Genomic DNA, 17255 nt, shown 5'->3' on the forward strand with positions numbered 1-17255 from the left:
GAACCACCTCTCCCCCCGTAGGGATGACTACCTACCCCCATGAGGGGAGACCCTACCTCTCCCTATGGAGGGATGACCCTATATTTATCTAATCTACTTAGTATCTTTAATGTTATTCAAAGAATTATACACTCCTGACCCAACACAGATTTCATAACGAAAGAATAAGTAGCACAATGAATTAACACTTCATCACCAGATGATAAACCCTCAATAATGCTATCTTGTTGATCTATGTATCTCTGCATGAATTTATTCTTAGTCTTCTCTGCAATATAGAGACGCGCTTGCTTAAATTTACCTTTTGAGTTTTTTAGTTCAATAACAGGTTTTCCAAATGCCGATATGGATATGGTTTCAACTTTACCATAAATAGATGCTGATAATTTATTAAGTTTCTTTTGCATAGAGTACTCATTCTTCTCATATCCACTTTGCATATCCACAACACTAAAGCGCGGCGAAATATCATCTAATTTTTGAGCAAGTTTCATTGCCATATCATCTTCATTTATATATTCACACCGTTTACTTCCAGCCACATTCCCTAGCATGTTCTCAAATATCGTAAGTAGCATATAAAAATCAGAGCCAGCGATATCAACCTTGCAATTTGTAGATATATCCGGCAGAAGTAATAATTTAGAACTATCTATTTTAGAATCTGAATTTGCAAAAGCAATTGAAGATAAAATGATATAACATATTCCGCTCAGGAACATAATTTTGAGTCTATCTTTACCCATATACTTAATTCCCTATAAATATTAGGCATTAAATATAGCTTATATCCCCATATAACTGGTACTAAATAAACGGATACAAATCACAATTATCTAAACAAGATTTCATGACGAAATCCTCTACTAGCCGCGCCCTATCTGACCTGCATAATACCGCAACGGAATAGTTTCTAAACGGGATGACCCCTTAACCCCTCAAAACCATGCAAAATGAACTACAAATGAAAATTTTATTATTGTTTGTTGTTGATATGCATTCTTGTTCGCTTTGCGAATGCTAACAGTTGTTAGCACTTACGGAGTAAGCATTCTCATGTTTAACACCTAACCACTCTTTGTTATCTGTGATAGCTACGCTATTGAAGATAGTTATCTTCACTGTCCCTAGGACAGCAACTGTTATGCCTAATGTTTACAGACGGTGTACATAAAGGTGTAAGTTACTGGACACCTCAAACAACCTGTATAAAGTGTTCAATAAGTCTTTTAAAACCAAACTGAGCAATGTACATTAATGATATTGGACTTTATGAACAGGTAAGGGGTTAGATATGGCTACAATCGGTTATGCACGTGTGAGCACGGATGAACAGAGTACCGCCGTACAGATTGAACAGTTGGAAGCATTAGGATGCGATAAGTTATTCGTTGAGAATGCCAGTGGGAAGAACACAGAGAGAAGTCAGCTAAAGGCTATGCTGGACTATGTACGAGAGGGAGACACCGTTGTAGCAATGAAAGTGGATAGGCTAGCTAGGTCTACGGTTGATGCGCTGAACATAGCAGACCAACTACAGGCTAAGGGATGTGGCTTGGTTTTGAAGGACTTGGGAGAGGTGGATATTAATAGTGATGTAGGCCGTGTTATCTATACCTGTATGTCTGCATTCGCAGAGATGGAACGTAAACGCATTCTACAGCGTTGCAATGAAGGTAGAGCCAAAGCAAAATCAGACGGTGTACATCTAGGCCGTAAAGCTGATACAGCCCTCCATGAATCTATTAAGCAATTACATGCAGAAGGGCTAAACAAATCACAGATAGCCAATCAGTTGAATATATCTCGAACCACTGTCTACTCAGTTCTGAACTAATCACACCACCATGCTAGCGCCTTGCTTTACCCTTCATTAGCCCCCCTTGCGGGGCTTAGTCATACATACCTACAGCCTCACTCCATCGTCGTTCTACGGGCTTCTCTCGCACCGAAACAGCTTGAATATTTTAGGATTACTAATGCGAATGATTCTCGTCTGGTTGAAGTGCTTAACAGTGCGGACTTCAATCTCGGATATTTTTAAGATAGGAAATAGAGAGAAAGGGGGGTGGCATTTGTACCACCTCAAAATAGGGGGGGGAAGTAGAACTGTGGACAACGTTGCTTACTAACGGACAATAGAAGCCATAAAGCCCCGTTGGTGATACAACAACCATAAGCGGAGCTTAGCGACTTCATCAGTATTCTCATTACACAATAACTTATCAGGATGCCTTGTGTACCAATAGAGGAGCGTGGGCGAGACGCAGACAGAGCTTGCATAAGGTGTGCAAGTACCATCACCATAAACCTGTTTTGGCTATCATAGACAGCACATCGGGCTTAAATGCTTATTGTGTAGTGTTTTGGGGTAAAGTTTAGAGCCTACATGGTTTGTGCGGCATAGATTTCTTGTTGTACTGTCGCGGTAAGACTCTGGAAGAACCGCCAGCGTAAATGATATGCTACCCAATTAACCACACATCAAAACGCGACAGTTATCTGGGGTAGTTCAATGGGGCTAAAAGGCGGGTATGTGAGTTATCACTATCGCCGGAAGCGCTTATATATCTAACTTGTTGATATATAAGGAGATTGGAGCGGGTGAAGGGAATCGAACCCTCGTATGCAGCTTGGGAAGCTGCCGTTCTACCATTGAACTACACCCGCGTCTATGTGCGAGTGGCATTATAACCGGTTATGCCTTAGGGGCAAGGAAAGATATGCTTTAACTGCCGGAATTTTAAGCTGTTAGCGTTGTTATTTTCTTAACTGGCTTATTTGATAGCTGTAAAAAAGGGCGCCTAAGCGCCCTCATCGATAAAGTTCGGGATTACTTAACCGGACGCATCGCAGGGAACAGAATCACATCACGAATGGTGTGGCTGTTAGTAAACAACATAACCATACGGTCGATCCCAATGCCCAGACCAGCGGTCGGCGGCAAGCCGTGTTCCAACGCAGTGACATAATCTTCGTCGTAGAACATTGCTTCGTCATCGCCTTCATCTTTAGCACGAACCTGCTCCGCAAAGCGCTCGGCCTGATCTTCCGCATCATTTAACTCTGAGAAACCATTACCGATTTCACGGCCGCCGATAAAGAATTCGAAACGGTCAGTGATGAATGGATTATCATCATTACGGCGAGCCAATGGCGAAACTTCTGCTGGGTATTCAGTGATGAAGGTTGGCTGAATCAGATGGCTCTCTGCGGTTTCTTCGAAGATTTCACACTGAACACGCCCCAGCCCCCAGCTCTTCTCGACTTTGATTCCCAGAGACTCAGCGATAGCAACAGCTTTATCCATGTCGTCCAGATCGGTAACGTTGGTTTCAGGACGATATTTGCAAATCGCTTCTTTCATGGTCAGTTTGGCAAATGGTTTGCCAAAATCGAATTCCTGCTCGCCGTATTTAACGACGCTGCTGCCCAAAATGGTTTCTGTCAGCGTGCGGAACAGTTCTTCAGTCAGAACGATCAGATCTTTGTAATCCGCATACGCCATATAGAGTTCCATCATGGTGAACTCAGGATTATGACGCGGAGAAACGCCTTCGTTACGGAAGTTACGGTTAATTTCGAATACGCGCTCAAAACCACCAACAACCAAACGTTTCAGATACAGCTCAGGCGCAATACGCAGGTACATGTCGATATCTAACGCATTATGATGAGTGATAAACGGACGAGCAGATGCGCCGCCAGGAATCACTTGCATCATCGGCGTTTCAACTTCCATAAAGCCTTTTTCCACCATGAACTGGCGGATGCCGGACATTACCTGAGAACGCACTTTGAAAGTATTACGCGATTCATCGTTGGCAATCAGATCCAGATAGCGCTGACGATAGCGAGTTTCCTGATCGGCCAAACCGTGGAATTTGTCAGGCAACGGACGCAGCGCCTTGGTTAGCAAGCGCAGTTCGCTACAGTGGATAGACAGTTCCCCAGTTTTGGTTTTGAACAGCTTACCGCGAGCGCCGAGAATATCCCCCAGATCCCACTTTTTAAACTCTTCGTTGTAAACGCCGTCTGCCAAATCGTCACGGGAAACGTACAGCTGGATACGACCGCCGACGTCCTGCAAGGTAACAAAAGAGGCTTTACCCATGATGCGACGAGTCATCATGCGGCCAGCCACGGTCACTTCTACGCCCAGCGCTTCTAATTCTTCGTTATCTTTATCACCGTACGCAGCATGCAGTTGATCTGAGAGGTTCTCCCGACGAAAATCGTTCGGGAAAGCAATACCCTTCTCACGTAGTGCAGCCAATTTTTCACGACGCGCCTGTAATTCACTATTCAGTTCTTGCACTTGCTCAGCGACTTGTGGTTTTTGCTCTGACATTTCAGTTCCTCATAACCCGGCTTTCAAACTTGCCTCAATGAATTTATCCAGGTCGCCATCCAGTACGGCCTGCGTATTACGCGTTTCAACGCCGGTGCGTAAATCCTTAATACGGGAATCATCCAGTACATAAGAACGGATTTGGCTGCCCCAGCCGATGTCGGATTTGTTGTCTTCCAACATCTGTTTATCAGCATTTTTCTTTTGCATCTCAAACTCATACAGCTTGGCTTTCAGCTGTTTCATGGCTTGATCTTTGTTTTTATGCTGAGAACGGTCGTTCTGGCACTGAGTCACAATATTGGTCGGAATATGGGTAATACGTACCGCAGACTCAGTTTTGTTTACGTGCTGACCACCGGCACCGGAAGCACGGTATACGTCAATACGCAAATCTGCCGGGTTAATTTCGATATCAATATCGTCATCGACTTCCGGGTAGACAAAAGCAGAGCTGAAAGAGGTGTGGCGACGGCCACCGGAATCGAACGGACTCTTACGCACCAGGCGATGTACGCCGGTTTCAGTACGCAACCAGCCGAACGCGTATTCACCGATGATCTTGATGGTGGCAGATTTCAAACCTGCGACGTCACCGTCAGATTCTTCGATGATTTCGGTTTTAAAGCCTTTGGCTTCAGCCCAACGCAGATACATTCGCAGCAACATGCTCGCCCAGTCCTGCGCTTCGGTGCCGCCTGAACCGGCTTGCAGATCGAGATAACAGTTGGCGCTGTCGTATTCGCCGGAGAACATACGACGGAATTCCAACTGGCCCAGTTTGCCATCAAGGATTTCCAACTCGGCAACGGCTTCGTCGAAAGTCTCTTCATCGTCGGCTTCAATAGCCAATTCCAGCAAGCCAGAAACGTCTTCCAAACCTTGAGCCAATTGGTCAATAGTGGTGACAATTTCTTCTAATGCGGAACGTTCTTTACCCAAGGCTTGCGCGCGCTCGGGCTCATTCCAAACGTCAGGCTGCTCCAGCTCGGCGTTTACTTCTTCCAGTCGCTCTTTCTTTGCATCATAGTCAAAGATACCCCCTGATAACGGCGGTCCGTTCGGACAGATCCTGGATACGGTTTTTTACCGGATTAATTTCAAACATTTTTTTGATGTCTTAGGTTGAGTCGTTGATGGCGGAATGCCATTCGAACCGATAATTCTAACGGATCTCAACGACGGTTTATAGCAAGTTGACCGTATTTATGGCGCTATCTGGACGAATCGCGCCATTAGTCGCATTTTGCGAACTTTTAACATTCTGACTAATAAGGCCAGAGGTGCTGAATCAGCAATTGAACGTTGCGGTTACCGCGGAATTCATTGATATCCAACTTATAAGCCACTTTAACTTCGCGCACGCTGCTATCCGGCCATAAAGTGGTATCAATATTAAACGCGATACCATCCAGCAACGGGCCACCGTTTAACGGTTCCAGCATCACTTTCAGATGGCGTTCCCCCACCAGCCGTTGCTGCAACAGCCGGAATTTTCCGTCGAAAGTCGGTTCAGGGAAAGCCTGCCCCCAAGGGCCGCCGTCACGTAATAATTCTGCGGTTTCCAGCGTCATTTGCGCGCCGGTCAGTTCGCCATCGGACCAGATAACCCCTTCAAGCTGAGAGGCATCCATCCACTCGCCCACCAAATCGGCAAAACGCTGACGGAACTCGTCGAATTTTTGCTGTTCCAGCGATAAACCTGCGGCCATAGCGTGGCCACCAAACTTCAGCATCAGGCCAGGATTGAGCGTATCCAGGCGTTCCAGCGCATCGCGCATATGTAGCCCCGCGACCGAACGTCCCGAACCTTTTAGTATTCCTTCCCCCGCTGGCGCGAAAGCAATCACCGGGCGGTGAAAACGTTCTTTGATACGCGAAGCAAGAATCCCTACCACCCCCTGATGCCATTCGGCGTGATACATGGCAATGCCGTAAGGCAACTCCGTGCTGGTACGTTCCAGTTGGTCACAAAGTTGTAAAGCCTCAACCTGCATGCTTTGTTCTATTTCACGCCGCGCCAGGTTCAAGCTATCCAAATCCATCGCCAGTGCGCGCGCCTGAGCAATATCATCACTCAAAAGTAGCGCCACGCCGATAGACATATCATCCAGACGACCGGCGGCATTCAGCCGAGGGCCAAGGGAAAAGCCCAAATCGCTGGCTGCCAGCTGGCGCGCATCACGGTTTGCCACTTCCAGTAGCGCTTTGATTCCGGGGCGGCATTTTCCCGCCCGAATTCGGCTCAACCCTTGGTGTACCAAAATACGGTTATTGGCATCCAGTGGCACCACATCGGCGACCGTTCCCAAAGCCACCAAATCCAGCAACTCCGCTAAATTAGGAATCGCCAGCGCTCGTTGCTCAAACCAGCCGCTATCCCGTAATCGCGCACGCAAAGCCAGCATGAGGTAAAAAGTCACGCCAACACCAGCCAGCGATTTCGATGGAAAATCGCAGCCCACCAGATTGGGGTTAATAATGGCTTCGGCTGCCGGCAAAACGTCACCCGGCAAGTGGTGATCGGTAACCAGCACCTTAATCCCATGAGCATGAGCCAAATCAACGCCTGCATGGGAAGAAATACCGTTATCTACGGTTACGATAAGATCCGCACCGCGGGCAATAACCTGTTCAACCACTTCCGGGCTAAGGCCGTATCCATCATCAAAACGATTTGGAACCAGATAATCGACGTGGCTGCAGCCCATACTGCGCAGAGATAACACGGCTAAGGCGGTGCTGGTCGCGCCATCGGCATCGAAATCACCGACAATCATAATACGCTGGCTATCGGCCAATGCCTGCTGCAACAAACTGACCCCGGCATCAATGCCGTCCAGCTGTTGATAAGCCAGCAGGCCTTTCACTCCGCGCTCCAGCTCTTGCGCCCCTTTCACACCGCGAGAGGCGTACAAACGACGTAGCAACGGATGCAATTGCTCCGGCAGCGCACTCTCATCGGCAAGTTCGCGACGACGAAGTTGGGTTTTTATAGCCACTGGCGATCAACCACCGGTTTTCTTGGAAGCCTGATGCGCTCGCAGCATGGCAAGCATCTCTTTTGGCCCCTGATAGCCCGGAACAATGGTGCCATCCTGCAATACGATAGCCGGAGTACCCTGAATGCCGAATTGCACCCCTAGCTGATAATGTTTAGCAATATCGGTTTTACAGGTTGCCGGGGAAATAGCATCACCTTTCATCGCCGCATCAAAGGATTTATTGCGGTTAGCGGTACACCAGATAGAACGCATGTCTTTTTCCGCCTGAGAACTCAGCCCCTGACGCGGGAACGCCAGATAACGCACGGTAATACCCAGCGCGTTATAGTCACTCATTTCTTCATGCAGTTTATGGCAGTACCCGCAGGTGATATCAGTAAACACGGTAATCACGTGTTTTTCCTGCGGCGCTTTGTAGACAATCATTTCACCGCTTAATGCTTCCAGTTTTTTCAGCAGCAATTGATTAGTTACGTTAACCGGCTGTGCGCCACTAACGTCATACAGCGGGCCTTGCAGCAGCTGTTTGCCATCGGCGGAAATATAAAGCACTCCGCTGTCCGTCATTACCGTGCTTAAACCAGCGATAGGGGAAGGCTGGATTTCAGCATTTTTAATATCCAGTTTTTTCAATGTCTGTTGGATAGCAGCATCATCGGCATACGCCAAACCAGAAAGCGAAGCCATTAAGATTGGCAGCAACAGTAAACTTTTTTTCATTGAATAATCCTATTTTTCTTCTACAGCGCAATCATGCGCGCGGATGGTGCTGTTGATGTAGCTGTTTCAGGCGTTCCGTCGCTACATGAGTATAAATCTGGGTGGTCGACAAATCGCTATGGCCTAATAGCATCTGAACCACGCGTAAATCCGCCCCGTGGTTCAGTAAATGCGTCGCAAAAGCGTGACGTAATACATGGGGGGAAAGGCGCTCACTATCAATACCAGCAAGGATCGCATAGTGTTTGATACGATGCCAGAAAGTCTGTCGAGTCATTTGCTGACTGCGATTACTGGGGAACAATACGTCCAGCGCCTGGCCGTTAATCAACCAAGGCCGCCCATGTTCCATATAATTCTCAATCCAGTAAACCGCTTCTTCACCAAGCGGTACTAATCGCTCTTTATTCCCCTTACCTATGACTCGCACCACGCCCTGCCGCAAACTGACATCACTAATGGTTAATCCGACCAATTCAGACACACGCAAACCGGTGGCGTACAGCACCTCTAGCATCGCTTTGTCTCTGAGTTCCAAAGGAATATCGACATTCGGTGAGTTCAGCAGTGCGTCAACCTGCGCTTCGCTTAAGTCCTTCGGCAAACGTTGGGGTAATTTGGGCGATGACAACAGCGCGGTTGGGTCATCTTCTCGCAATTTTTCTCTATATAAATATTGGAAAAACCGACGCATTGCGCTCAGCAAACGAGCCGAACTGGTAGCCTTATAGCCTCCCTCAATGCGTTCCGCCAGAAAGGACTGCAAATCCAAAGGATCGGCCTGCAGCAAATCCTTATTGTGGTGGTGTAACCAGCCAGCCAGCGCCTGAAGATCCAGACGGTACGAAGCCAGAGTATTTTCGGCCAGATTACGTTCCAGCCACAGGGCATCCAAAAACTGTTCAATCAGCGGGTTATTTTGCTGTTGCATCCAGATTCCTCTCATCGATTGAACTCAGCATGGCATTATGCCTGATGAGGGCACAAATCTGGTACACTCGATGCTATTCCTATTAGTTAATGCTATGGCTACACAACATGAAGATTGGTCTCTTTTACGGCTCCAGCACCTGTTACACCGAAATTGTGGCAGAAAAAATTCGCGATGTTCTCGGTGAAGATTTGATCGATCTGCACAATCTGAAAGACGCAGATCCTGCGCTGATGGAACAGTATTCTGTGCTTATTCTAGGGATTCCTACCTGGGATTTCGGCGAACTACAGGAAGATTGGGAAGCGATCTGGCCACGGTTGAGTCAGTTGAATCTGCGGGGAAAAATTGTCGCCATGTACGGTATGGGCGATCAATTCGGCTATAGCGAATGGTTCCTCGATGCTTTAGGCATGTTGCACGATCATATTGCCCCACTGGGCGTGAAATTTATCGGTTTCTGGCCGACAGAAGGGTTCGAATTTACCAGCCCGAAACCATTAAGTGCTGATGGTAAACATTTCGTCGGCCTGGCTCTCGATGATGTCAATCAATATGAATTAACCGACCAACGCGTTGAACAGTGGTGTGAGCAAATTCTGATTGAAATGGAATCCTTGCTGTAATGCCAGCTGCGGGCACAATAACTGTGCCCGCAGCTTCGAACCTTCTCGCGGTTATTTCCACAGACGGAAATGTTCACTTCCGGCGCAGCCTGGCGGTGGAATTTCATGACGTTCGTCAGCAGGTTTTTTAGCAACCCGTCTCTGCGGATCGGCCAACTGATACCAATCCAGACGCCGAGTGAGCAACATCACTACCGCCAGCACGACAAACAGCAAACCAGATCCTAATAACAACGCGTTATCTTCTGATTGCAGCAATCCGTAAAGTACCCCATACAGTAATAATAAACTGCCTGCAAACAGTCCGCCTCGCAGCCAACTACCCAGCACCGCGCCTAAATACACCACAATCAACAGACTACAACTTAGGCTGGCCACCAGATAAGCCAAGGCAAAACCGATATGCTCCGACAGTGCTAGTAACATCAGATAGAACAGAATTAACGCTATGCCAACCAGTAAATACTGGATTGGGTGCAAACGCAGTGACGTCAGGCTTTCAAACAGGAAGAAGCTGATAAACGTCAGGCCGATAAACAGAATCGCGTATTTAATGGCTCTTTGAGTTAACTGATAATGATTGACCGGCTCAATCAAGCTGGTGCTGAAAGCGGGTAACGCATCAAAATCAAACGGCACTTCATCTGTAGCAAAAATCACGTTCAGATTATTAGCAAACCAGGTGCTGCTCCAGTGAGCCTGAAAACCATTCGCGCCAACCCGTCGTTGATTCGGCAAGAAATCCCCTAGGAAATTAGGGTGCGGCCAGTTACTTTCCAGCGTGAGTTCACTACTGCGCCCCAAAGGTACCAAGGACAAGCTGCTGGTTCCCATTAGTATCAGAGTAAAATCAACCGTAGTTTCCCCTTGCTGTAAACGTTGCAAATCCAGCATGGCGTGAATCCCCTGACTCCCCGCGCCTAAGTAAGCACCGGGCTGGAAATCCATCGCATCGCCGTTGATTTTCAGCGGAGACAGTTTCTGAATCCCTCGCGCATCGCTCAAACGCACCACTAAAATAGGTTTTCCAAACGTGATTCCGGGTCTGTTGAGGTAATCCAGGTTTTCACTATCAAATTTGGCACTGAAGTGCAGCGGCCCCTGATAGACCTGAGTCCGATAAATGCCAAGTTGACGTACATCTACGTCCGGCGATCCCGTTACGGATAAGGTTTCCGGCAGTAGATAATGGAAACGGCTAACCTTTTCCTCGCGCTTTACGCCTTCTTTTTCAACGGTGACCATTTCGCTGTAAGGCACAACGATCAACGGACCAAGAATTTTTTGCGCGCCACTAGTGCTATCAGTGACTTTGCTAATCACGCTGTAACGGTAGTTGCTTCGTTCGCTAATCACGCTCATCAGCATTTCTTTGGGAATCATCATCAGTAAGATCAATCCCAGCAACGTGGTTATTTTCCAGAACAATACGGATTTAAACATAAGTGAGGCTCCTTAACGGTCATGAAGCCAGAATAAGACGCGGAAGTGAAAGCAGAATGAGCTTGTGTGAAGTGAGTGTGAAGTTATGGGTTTTCTTGCATCAGCGGCAACATCATTTCCACGCGAACACCCTGTAGCAGGCGATTAGCCAGCCGGATGGTGCCTTGATGAATAACGGCTACTTCGCGCACAAAATTCAGCCCCAGACCGGTGCTTTTCGGGCCATCAGGACGCGGAAGAGAATAAAAACGTTCGAAAACCTTTTCCTTAGCGTATTCGGGAATACCACAGCCGCTATCTTCAATAATGATATGGTAGTTATTTGCCCGCTGTTCGCCACACAAGGTAATTTCGCCACCTTTCGGGGTAAAATCCAGTGCATTATCAATCAGATTAGTGAGTGCCTGACTCAACATTAAACCGTCTCCCGCCAGCACGGCGCGATCGCAACGTTGTAAAATCAAAGCTACACCTCGGCTACCTGCCTGAGCTTCTTTACCAGCAATAACCTGTTTAAGTAGCGAATCAATGCTAAGCGGTTCCAACTGTAGGTCTACCCGACTTTCCAGACGTGCCTGTACCAGCATTTTATCCACTAGTTGCTGAATACGAGCGCTTTGCTGTTCGATATTCAATAGGAATCGCTGTGCCGTGGCCGCCGGAGGTGCTTCCCGCAATAACTCTGCTGCGCCGCAAATCGCAGCCAGCGGGCTTTTTAGTTCATGAGTCAACGTGTGAACGTATTGCTCAATATAGGCCTTGCCATCCAACTTTAGCCGCATACTTTCTAGCGCACGTGCCAAGCCGTCCAGCTCGCTGCTGCCCATTTTGGGCAACGGCACGGCTTCGCCCTCCGCAACCCGCTCCGCGTAATTAACCAATCGACCAATTGAGCGGTTGATCCACCATACAAAACCCAGGCCAATCAATAACGCGATACCCAACAGAACCGCACCAGCCAGAAGTATTCTTCGTTCACTGCGTTTAATAACCGGAGCCATAGAGAGGTTTGGTTTCCCCACGCTCAACACGCCAATGATTTGATTATCAACCATTACCGGAGCGGAAACGTACATCACTGAGCTTTGCTCATCGTTTGGATCGCTCAAGGTACTACGTGCGCCGTATTGACCGCGCAGCGTCAGCCAGACATCATTCCATTTAGAATAATCCTGCCCGAGAGCCTGCCCGGTGGAATCAAAAATGACCTTTCCGCGGGCATCAGTAAGATAAACCCGATATTCGTTACGATCTTTGCGAATACCGGCGATATTGGCACCAATCGGCTTCTTATTCAGCGTGGCGAACGCTTCCGCCAACTGCCCATTCGCGGCATTACCTCGCTGCATATCCTGCCGGGCAAACTGCGCTAGCAAAGTAGCAGTATCCACCAGCGTCCCTTCGGTCGCACGCCTCACGCCGGGTTTCACTTCCTGCACAAAAATACTGATCACAAAGTAGCCGGCGATCGCCACTATCAAAAAATACCCGAGCAACAGACGCAGGCCAATTTTCATGGGACATAGCTCAGACTGTAGCCCAGCCCACGGTGAGTACGAATCGGCGGTTCTTCATCCCGAACAGCGCGCAACTTAGCCCGTAACGTTTTCACATGGGTATCTACGGTGCGATCCTGACTTTCTTCGGCCTGAGTCCAGACGATATCCATCAACTGTTGACGGGAAAAAATGCGGTCCGGAGCTAATAACAGGGTTTTAAGCAGTAAATATTCGTAACGGGTTAACCAGAGAATTTGTTGCTGATAGGTAATACGCGCGGCGGCTTCATCCAACGTGAAAGCGCCAAACCGATGAATTAGCGGTACGGGTGCGCTGGACTGCGACTTCTGTAAACGGCGCAAAATGGTACGAACCCGTGCGCTAACCTCGCGCGGAGAAAAAGGTTTGGCTATGTAGTCATCAGCACCGATTTCTAACCCGACTATGCGATCCAGTTCTTCACTGCGCGCAGTAAGAAAGACCACGGGTAAATCCGGAGATAAGGCCAACAGACGGCGACAAAGATCAAAACCGTTAATATCCGGTAGCCCGACGTCGATAATCGCTAACGCTGGCAGGCCGTGATGTAACGCAGCAAGCGCTGGCTCGCCGCGATCAAACCACTTGAGGGTGAACCCTTCACTCTCTAGCGTATAGATCAGCGTGTCGGCAATACTCGGCTCATCTTCCACCAGCCAGATCAATGGTTTCATTACTTACTACCTGCTGCAGAATCAAAAGTGTGTTGAAATATCAGGCACAGCTCGCGCCATTCATCTTCAGACATGCTATCAGAGGCTAGCCAGACGCGCTTTCTACGCTGACTGCCGGCGCCTTGAAGCGATAATAGTACGCCATAACGGGTAATCCACGGCTGTCGAACCAACTTCCATTCCTGACGTTTCCATATCAGCAGATTTCCAGCTTTTAACCGGATTTCTCCCTGGCGGGAGGTAATGCTTTTCTGGCTACGAATACATTCGAAAACGACCAGCGTCAACAGTATCAACCATAAAGGTGTACAGCCATCTGGCCAAGGCGCGACCAGCGTTATCAACACCAAAACGCCATGAATCAATAAGGAAAAAAGTTGGGTGCGCCATGAAACCCGCAGGTCACATCGCCACTGGGCCACGGGCTTTATTTCGCATCTGAATCAGTTGAACCATCCGTTTCAGCTCGCTGTCCTGCGGCTCCCCATGATTCATCAGCCAGTTGAATAAATCAGGATCATCGCTCGTCAGCAAGCGGACAAACACGCGCTTATCGTCATCGCTCAGCGTGTCATATTCATACTCAAAGAACGGCATAATGGAGATATCCAGCTCACGCATACCGCGACGACATGCCCAGTGGATACGAGCTTTATTATCAATTTCCATGTCCTGATTGACCCCTTGCTTAAAATGTTATTTGAATCTGGCCGGATGGCCGCTCTGCCAAAGATTCAACTCGTGAATAGAGTAGCAATTTGCGACGCCTGACGGGAAGGTTATCGCCACTAAAACGCGGACTAAGGCGTGAAATGATAAAGCAATGTGGATTTTTTGACCGCATTAATCCGCGCTCGTTGTTATTTTTGCGCATTGTACCGCAGGTTGTATTGTAACAATGGTGTATGCGGATAATTACTCTTTGCAAAGGCTCCCGCCTCTTTTACCATTGGGTCATCAGTCCACGGCACCTTTTGGTAGGATGTAATATGGCATATGCAACTCCGTTCCCTCCGCGTCAACCCTCCGCCTCTTCTGCGTTACCTTTGACTCTGATTTCATTGGATGACTGGGCATTAGTTACGGTAACCGGCGCCGAACGCGTTAAATATCTTCAAGGTCAGCTCACCGCAGACGTTGATGCGCTAGCGGTAGATCAACACGTTTTGACCGCGCACTGTGACGCAAAAGGTAAAATGTGGAGCAATATGCGGCTCTTCTATCGGGGCGAAGGATTGGCCTTTATTGAGCGCCGCAATGTGCTGGAAAACCAGTTGGCCGAGCTGAAGAAATATGCCGTATTCTCGAAAGTGACCTTTGCTATTCCATCTGACAGTGTTTTGCTGGGAATCGCCGGGGCGCAGGCCAGAGAAGCGCTGGCTCAGGTTTTCCCTGAATTACCGACGGCAGAAAAACCGGTAGTCCAATCCGGTGATGCTACATTGCTGCATTTTTCTACGCCCGCAGAACGTTTCCTGTTAGTGACCGATGCAGCTCAGGCCGCCAGTTTAGTAGAGAAATTGGGTGAGAATGCCCAGTTAAATGACAGCCAGCAGTGGTTGGCGTTAGAAATAGAAGCTGGATTCCCAATTATTGACGGCCCGAATAGCGCCCAGTTTATTCCACAGGCAACAAACATTCAGGCTCTGGGTGGAATCAGCTTTACCAAAGGCTGCTACACGGGCCAGGAAATGGTTGCCCGAGCAAAATATCGCGGAGCAAATAAACGCGCCTTGTATTGGCTTGTGGGGCAAGGCAGCAGCACGCCTGAAGCCGGTGACAGCTTAGAATGGCAATTGGGTGAAAACTGGCGTCGTACTGGTACAGTGTTGGCCGCGATTCAACTGGAAGATGGCTCGCTTTGGGTTCAAGCAGTTCTAAATAACGATCTGGCCGCCGATAGCGTGTTACGCGTACGGGAAGATGCGGCAGGGACATTGCGTATCCAACCATTACCGTATTCTTTAGAAGAGAATAATTGATCAATTTATAGCCCGTATCGTCTTGCCAGGAAAACATAGAGACAAGGCGAGATCAGACCATGCGAGATCTGGCAGTGCAAGATAAAGAGGCCGGTAATCCGGCCTCACAATCTACAGACGGTATCTGTCTTTAGCGAAACTATCGTGATATTCAGGGAAAACTCTGGATTTTCTGGGTAACGCAACAATCTAGTGTTCTGGAATAGATTTACATCTTAAACGTACAGATAAATTGCCATAAAGTGGCACAGGCTACCGCCAAGCACGAAACCGTGCCAAATAGCGTGACCAAAGCGAATACGCTTCGAAGCGTAAAACACTACTCCCAGCGTATACAGCAAACCGCCAATCGCCAACAGTGCAATACCGCCTATATCTAACTTAATAGCCAACTGATAGATAACGATCAGGGATAGCCATCCCATCGTCAGATAAGTAATGAGCGAAAGCACCTCAAAACGATGAGCAAATGCCAGTTTGAAGATAACGCCAAACAGCGCTAGCCCCCAAATAACCGCCATTAATCCTCTCGCCAAAGTAGAATCCAGCCCAACCAATAAGAAAGGCGTATAAGTGCCAGCGATCAATAAATAGATAGCGCAGTGGTCAAATTTCTTCAGCCAATGCTTAGCCTTTTGATGTGGGATTGCGTGATACAACGTGGATGCAAGGTACAGCAGAATAATGCTGCCACCATATAAACTGTAGCTGGTGAGCGCGGTGGTACTTGCACCGCTGTCTACGGCCTGTACCAGTAATAAAACCAAGCCGATTATGCCTAATACCACGCCAATACCGTGGCTGACGCTGTTGGCTATTTCTTCTGCCCAAGGATAAGGCTGAGCTTCTGATAATGCCGGTTTGACTGATTCATTGTTCAATACTAATGTATCCTGTTGATTCTTATGGGTGCGGGTGATGGACATTCTGTCAGGTTTTGACCTGTTCATTATTATTGGAATCCTCGCAGGTTAATTGTGCAAAAATACCGCTTTAAGGTTATCTGAGAATCATTCCAGTGTACACGTGTAAGCTCAAAATAATCTGTCATTGTTTGTAAACCTTGGCCTGCCCGCCCGAGAAAATCGATAACTGACTAAAACCCCGCTCAGGTTAGCGAAATGCTGCACAGTCTGGCCTACACTCTATCCGCGCCATTGTTGGTATACGCCCTATTTTTCTCGAGGTTTACTATGTCTTTCGTTCGACCAGTTCTGGATTTCGGCCCTTTGACTGATTCAATTCAGTTTTTGATGGAAATTGATAAGCTAAAAAGCATTCAACGCAGAACCAAGCTTATTGCCTGCGAACGTCAGGAAAACTCGGCGGAGCACAGCTGGCATTTCGCCGTCGCCGCTATGACACTAGCACCTTATGCCAGCAAAGATGTGGATATCAATCGAGTGATTCAAATGGCGCTGTTGCACGATATCGTCGAGATCGATGCCGGTGACGTGATCGTCTACGATCTGGCGGCGCGCGCAGCTATCCATGATAAGGAAGTCGCCGCAGCCAAACGCCTGTTTGGAATGCTGCCGCCGGAACAAAATGCAAAATTTAGTGCGCTATGGCAAGAATATGAAGATGAAAAAACGCCTGATGCCCGTTTTGCCACGGTTCTGGATCGCATTTTACCCATGCTGATGAATTTGCATAACGGCGGGCAAAATTGGGTAGAAAACGGCATTCGCCTAGAGCAGGTTGTCGAGCGTAATCAGCTAGTGGCTGAAGATTATCCCGAGCTGTGGGGCTATTTATTTCGTCATTTACAGGATGCACAGGCTAAGGGCTGGTTGGCCTGAGACATGACGAAAATCTCAGCGATAGGTTCAAGAGTAATGCTTCATATTGAGCATTGAGCATTGAGCATTGAGCATTGAGCATTGAGCATTGAGCATTGAGCATTGAGCCCAGAGTTTGAATATCTGTACCTGAATAACTCATATTTAAATCACTAGCGCTGGAATGACGATCATCCTAATAAT

General features: G+C 48.0%; 16 protein-coding genes and 1 tRNA gene. 4 read left to right on the forward strand and 13 right to left on the reverse strand.

Features of this window, described 5'->3' with window-relative positions:
* Window positions 1-116: 116 nt before the first annotated feature.
* The gene (locus tag ACQ4OC_RS16280; protein ID WP_430971413.1) at window positions 117-746 is read right to left on the reverse strand and encodes a hypothetical protein; all 630 of its coding nucleotides are present in this window, start codon (window positions 744-746) and stop codon (window positions 117-119) included.
* A 548-nt stretch (window positions 747-1294) separates the two neighbouring features.
* Here ACQ4OC_RS16280 and ACQ4OC_RS16285 point away from each other — a divergent pair.
* Entirely contained in the window at window positions 1295-1837 is a 543-nt protein-coding gene (locus tag ACQ4OC_RS16285; protein WP_430971414.1) for a recombinase family protein, read from the forward strand.
* Window positions 1838-2596: 759 nt separating this feature from the next.
* Here the strand turns inward: ACQ4OC_RS16285 and ACQ4OC_RS16290 are convergent.
* The 6 genes from ACQ4OC_RS16290 to xerD form a co-directional block, all read right to left on the reverse strand.
* A tRNA-Gly gene (locus ACQ4OC_RS16290) sits at window positions 2597-2670 on the reverse strand.
* Window positions 2671-2833: 163 nt separating this feature from the next.
* Window positions 2834-4351: a lysine--tRNA ligase gene (gene lysS / locus ACQ4OC_RS16295; RefSeq protein WP_064514889.1), complete on the reverse strand. Its 1518-nt coding sequence runs from the start codon at window positions 4349-4351 to the stop codon at window positions 2834-2836.
* Between the two features lie 9 nt (window positions 4352-4360).
* A protein-coding gene (gene prfB, locus ACQ4OC_RS16300; protein WP_120806859.1) for a peptide chain release factor 2 occupies window positions 4361-5459 on the reverse strand; the annotation gives its coding sequence in 2 pieces (ribosomal slippage) (window positions 4361-5383 and window positions 5385-5459; 1098 coding nt in all).
* Between the two features lie 160 nt (window positions 5460-5619).
* Complete coding sequence (gene recJ / locus ACQ4OC_RS16305) at window positions 5620-7353, reverse strand: single-stranded-DNA-specific exonuclease RecJ (protein ID WP_064514890.1); 1734 nt, start codon at window positions 7351-7353, stop codon at window positions 5620-5622.
* 6 nt (window positions 7354-7359) lie between these two features.
* A complete protein-coding gene (gene dsbC / locus ACQ4OC_RS16310) occupies window positions 7360-8076 on the reverse strand; it encodes a bifunctional protein-disulfide isomerase/oxidoreductase DsbC (protein WP_064514892.1) in 717 nt (238 codons plus the stop codon).
* Window positions 8077-8107: 31 nt separating this feature from the next.
* Window positions 8108-9007, reverse strand: a complete 900-nt coding sequence (gene xerD / locus ACQ4OC_RS16315; RefSeq protein ID WP_064514894.1) for a site-specific tyrosine recombinase XerD — start codon at window positions 9005-9007, stop codon at window positions 8108-8110.
* A gap of 107 nt (window positions 9008-9114) precedes the next feature.
* Between xerD and fldB the strand changes: the two genes are divergently transcribed.
* Entirely contained in the window at window positions 9115-9633 is a 519-nt protein-coding gene (gene fldB / locus ACQ4OC_RS16320; RefSeq protein ID WP_430971415.1) for a flavodoxin FldB, read from the forward strand.
* Window positions 9634-9684: 51 nt separating this feature from the next.
* On the opposite strand, the gene creD is transcribed toward fldB, so the two are convergent.
* The 5 genes from creD to sdhE form a co-directional block, all read right to left on the reverse strand.
* Window positions 9685-11076: a cell envelope integrity protein CreD gene (creD, locus tag ACQ4OC_RS16325; RefSeq protein ID WP_430971416.1), complete on the reverse strand. Its 1392-nt coding sequence runs from the start codon at window positions 11074-11076 to the stop codon at window positions 9685-9687.
* Between the two features lie 83 nt (window positions 11077-11159).
* Window positions 11160-12593, reverse strand: coding sequence for a two-component system sensor histidine kinase CreC (gene creC / locus ACQ4OC_RS16330; RefSeq protein ID WP_430971417.1), 1434 nt, complete (start codon window positions 12591-12593; stop codon window positions 11160-11162).
* The gene (gene creB, locus ACQ4OC_RS16335) at window positions 12590-13288 is read right to left on the reverse strand and encodes a two-component system response regulator CreB (protein WP_064514901.1); all 699 of its coding nucleotides are present in this window, start codon (window positions 13286-13288) and stop codon (window positions 12590-12592) included. Before creB ends, creC begins: the two co-directional genes overlap by 4 nt.
* Window positions 13288-13710, reverse strand: coding sequence for a protein YgfX (locus ACQ4OC_RS16340; RefSeq protein WP_064514903.1), 423 nt, complete (start codon window positions 13708-13710; stop codon window positions 13288-13290). The genes creB and ACQ4OC_RS16340 overlap by 1 nt, the downstream gene beginning before the upstream one ends.
* Window positions 13691-13957, reverse strand: coding sequence for an FAD assembly factor SdhE (gene sdhE, locus ACQ4OC_RS16345; protein WP_049599738.1), 267 nt, complete (start codon window positions 13955-13957; stop codon window positions 13691-13693). Before sdhE ends, ACQ4OC_RS16340 begins: the two co-directional genes overlap by 20 nt.
* 320 nt (window positions 13958-14277) lie before the next feature.
* On the opposite strand from sdhE, the gene ygfZ reads away from it, so the two are divergent.
* Entirely contained in the window at window positions 14278-15270 is a 993-nt protein-coding gene (gene ygfZ, locus ACQ4OC_RS16350) for a tRNA-modifying protein YgfZ (protein WP_430971418.1), read from the forward strand.
* A 215-nt stretch (window positions 15271-15485) separates the two neighbouring features.
* Here the strand turns inward: ygfZ and trhA are convergent, their stop codons facing one another.
* A complete protein-coding gene (gene trhA, locus ACQ4OC_RS16355) occupies window positions 15486-16196 on the reverse strand; it encodes a PAQR family membrane homeostasis protein TrhA (RefSeq protein WP_371112912.1) in 711 nt (236 codons plus the stop codon).
* Between the two features lie 267 nt (window positions 16197-16463).
* On the opposite strand from trhA, the gene ACQ4OC_RS16360 reads away from it, so the two are divergent.
* Window positions 16464-17072, forward strand: a complete 609-nt coding sequence (locus tag ACQ4OC_RS16360; RefSeq protein WP_430971419.1) for an HD domain-containing protein — start codon at window positions 16464-16466, stop codon at window positions 17070-17072.
* Window positions 17073-17255 lie beyond the last annotated feature (183 nt).

Origin of the sequence: Yersinia sp. J1 (assembly GCF_050586585.1) — a bacterium.
GTDB lineage: Bacteria > Pseudomonadota > Gammaproteobacteria > Enterobacterales > Enterobacteriaceae > Yersinia > Yersinia entomophaga.

Bases quoted from the DNA above. Each gene is read 5' to 3' on its own strand.
- ACQ4OC_RS16280 (WP_430971413.1), bottom strand. From the start codon at position 746: ATGGGTAAAGATAGACTCAAAATTATGTTCCTGAGCGGAATATGTTAT.
- ACQ4OC_RS16285 (WP_430971414.1), top strand. From the start codon at position 1,295: ATGGCTACAATCGGTTATGCACGTGTGAGCACGGATGAACAGAGTACC.
- lysS (WP_064514889.1), bottom strand. From the start codon at position 4,351: ATGTCAGAGCAAAAACCACAAGTCGCTGAGCAAGTGCAAGAACTGAAT.
- dsbC (WP_064514892.1), bottom strand. From the start codon at position 8,076: ATGAAAAAAAGTTTACTGTTGCTGCCAATCTTAATGGCTTCGCTTTCT.
- xerD (WP_064514894.1), bottom strand. From the start codon at position 9,007: ATGCAACAGCAAAATAACCCGCTGATTGAACAGTTTTTGGATGCCCTG.
- fldB (WP_430971415.1), top strand. From the start codon at position 9,115: ATGAAGATTGGTCTCTTTTACGGCTCCAGCACCTGTTACACCGAAATT.
- creD (WP_430971416.1), bottom strand. From the start codon at position 11,076: ATGTTTAAATCCGTATTGTTCTGGAAAATAACCACGTTGCTGGGATTG.
- creC (WP_430971417.1), bottom strand. From the start codon at position 12,593: ATGAAAATTGGCCTGCGTCTGTTGCTCGGGTATTTTTTGATAGTGGCG.
- creB (WP_064514901.1), bottom strand. From the start codon at position 13,288: ATGAAACCATTGATCTGGCTGGTGGAAGATGAGCCGAGTATTGCCGAC.
- sdhE (WP_049599738.1), bottom strand. From the start codon at position 13,957: ATGGAAATTGATAATAAAGCTCGTATCCACTGGGCATGTCGTCGCGGT.
- ygfZ (WP_430971418.1), top strand. From the start codon at position 14,278: ATGGCATATGCAACTCCGTTCCCTCCGCGTCAACCCTCCGCCTCTTCT.
- trhA (WP_371112912.1), bottom strand. From the start codon at position 16,196: ATGTCCATCACCCGCACCCATAAGAATCAACAGGATACATTAGTATTG.
- ACQ4OC_RS16360 (WP_430971419.1), top strand. From the start codon at position 16,464: ATGTCTTTCGTTCGACCAGTTCTGGATTTCGGCCCTTTGACTGATTCA.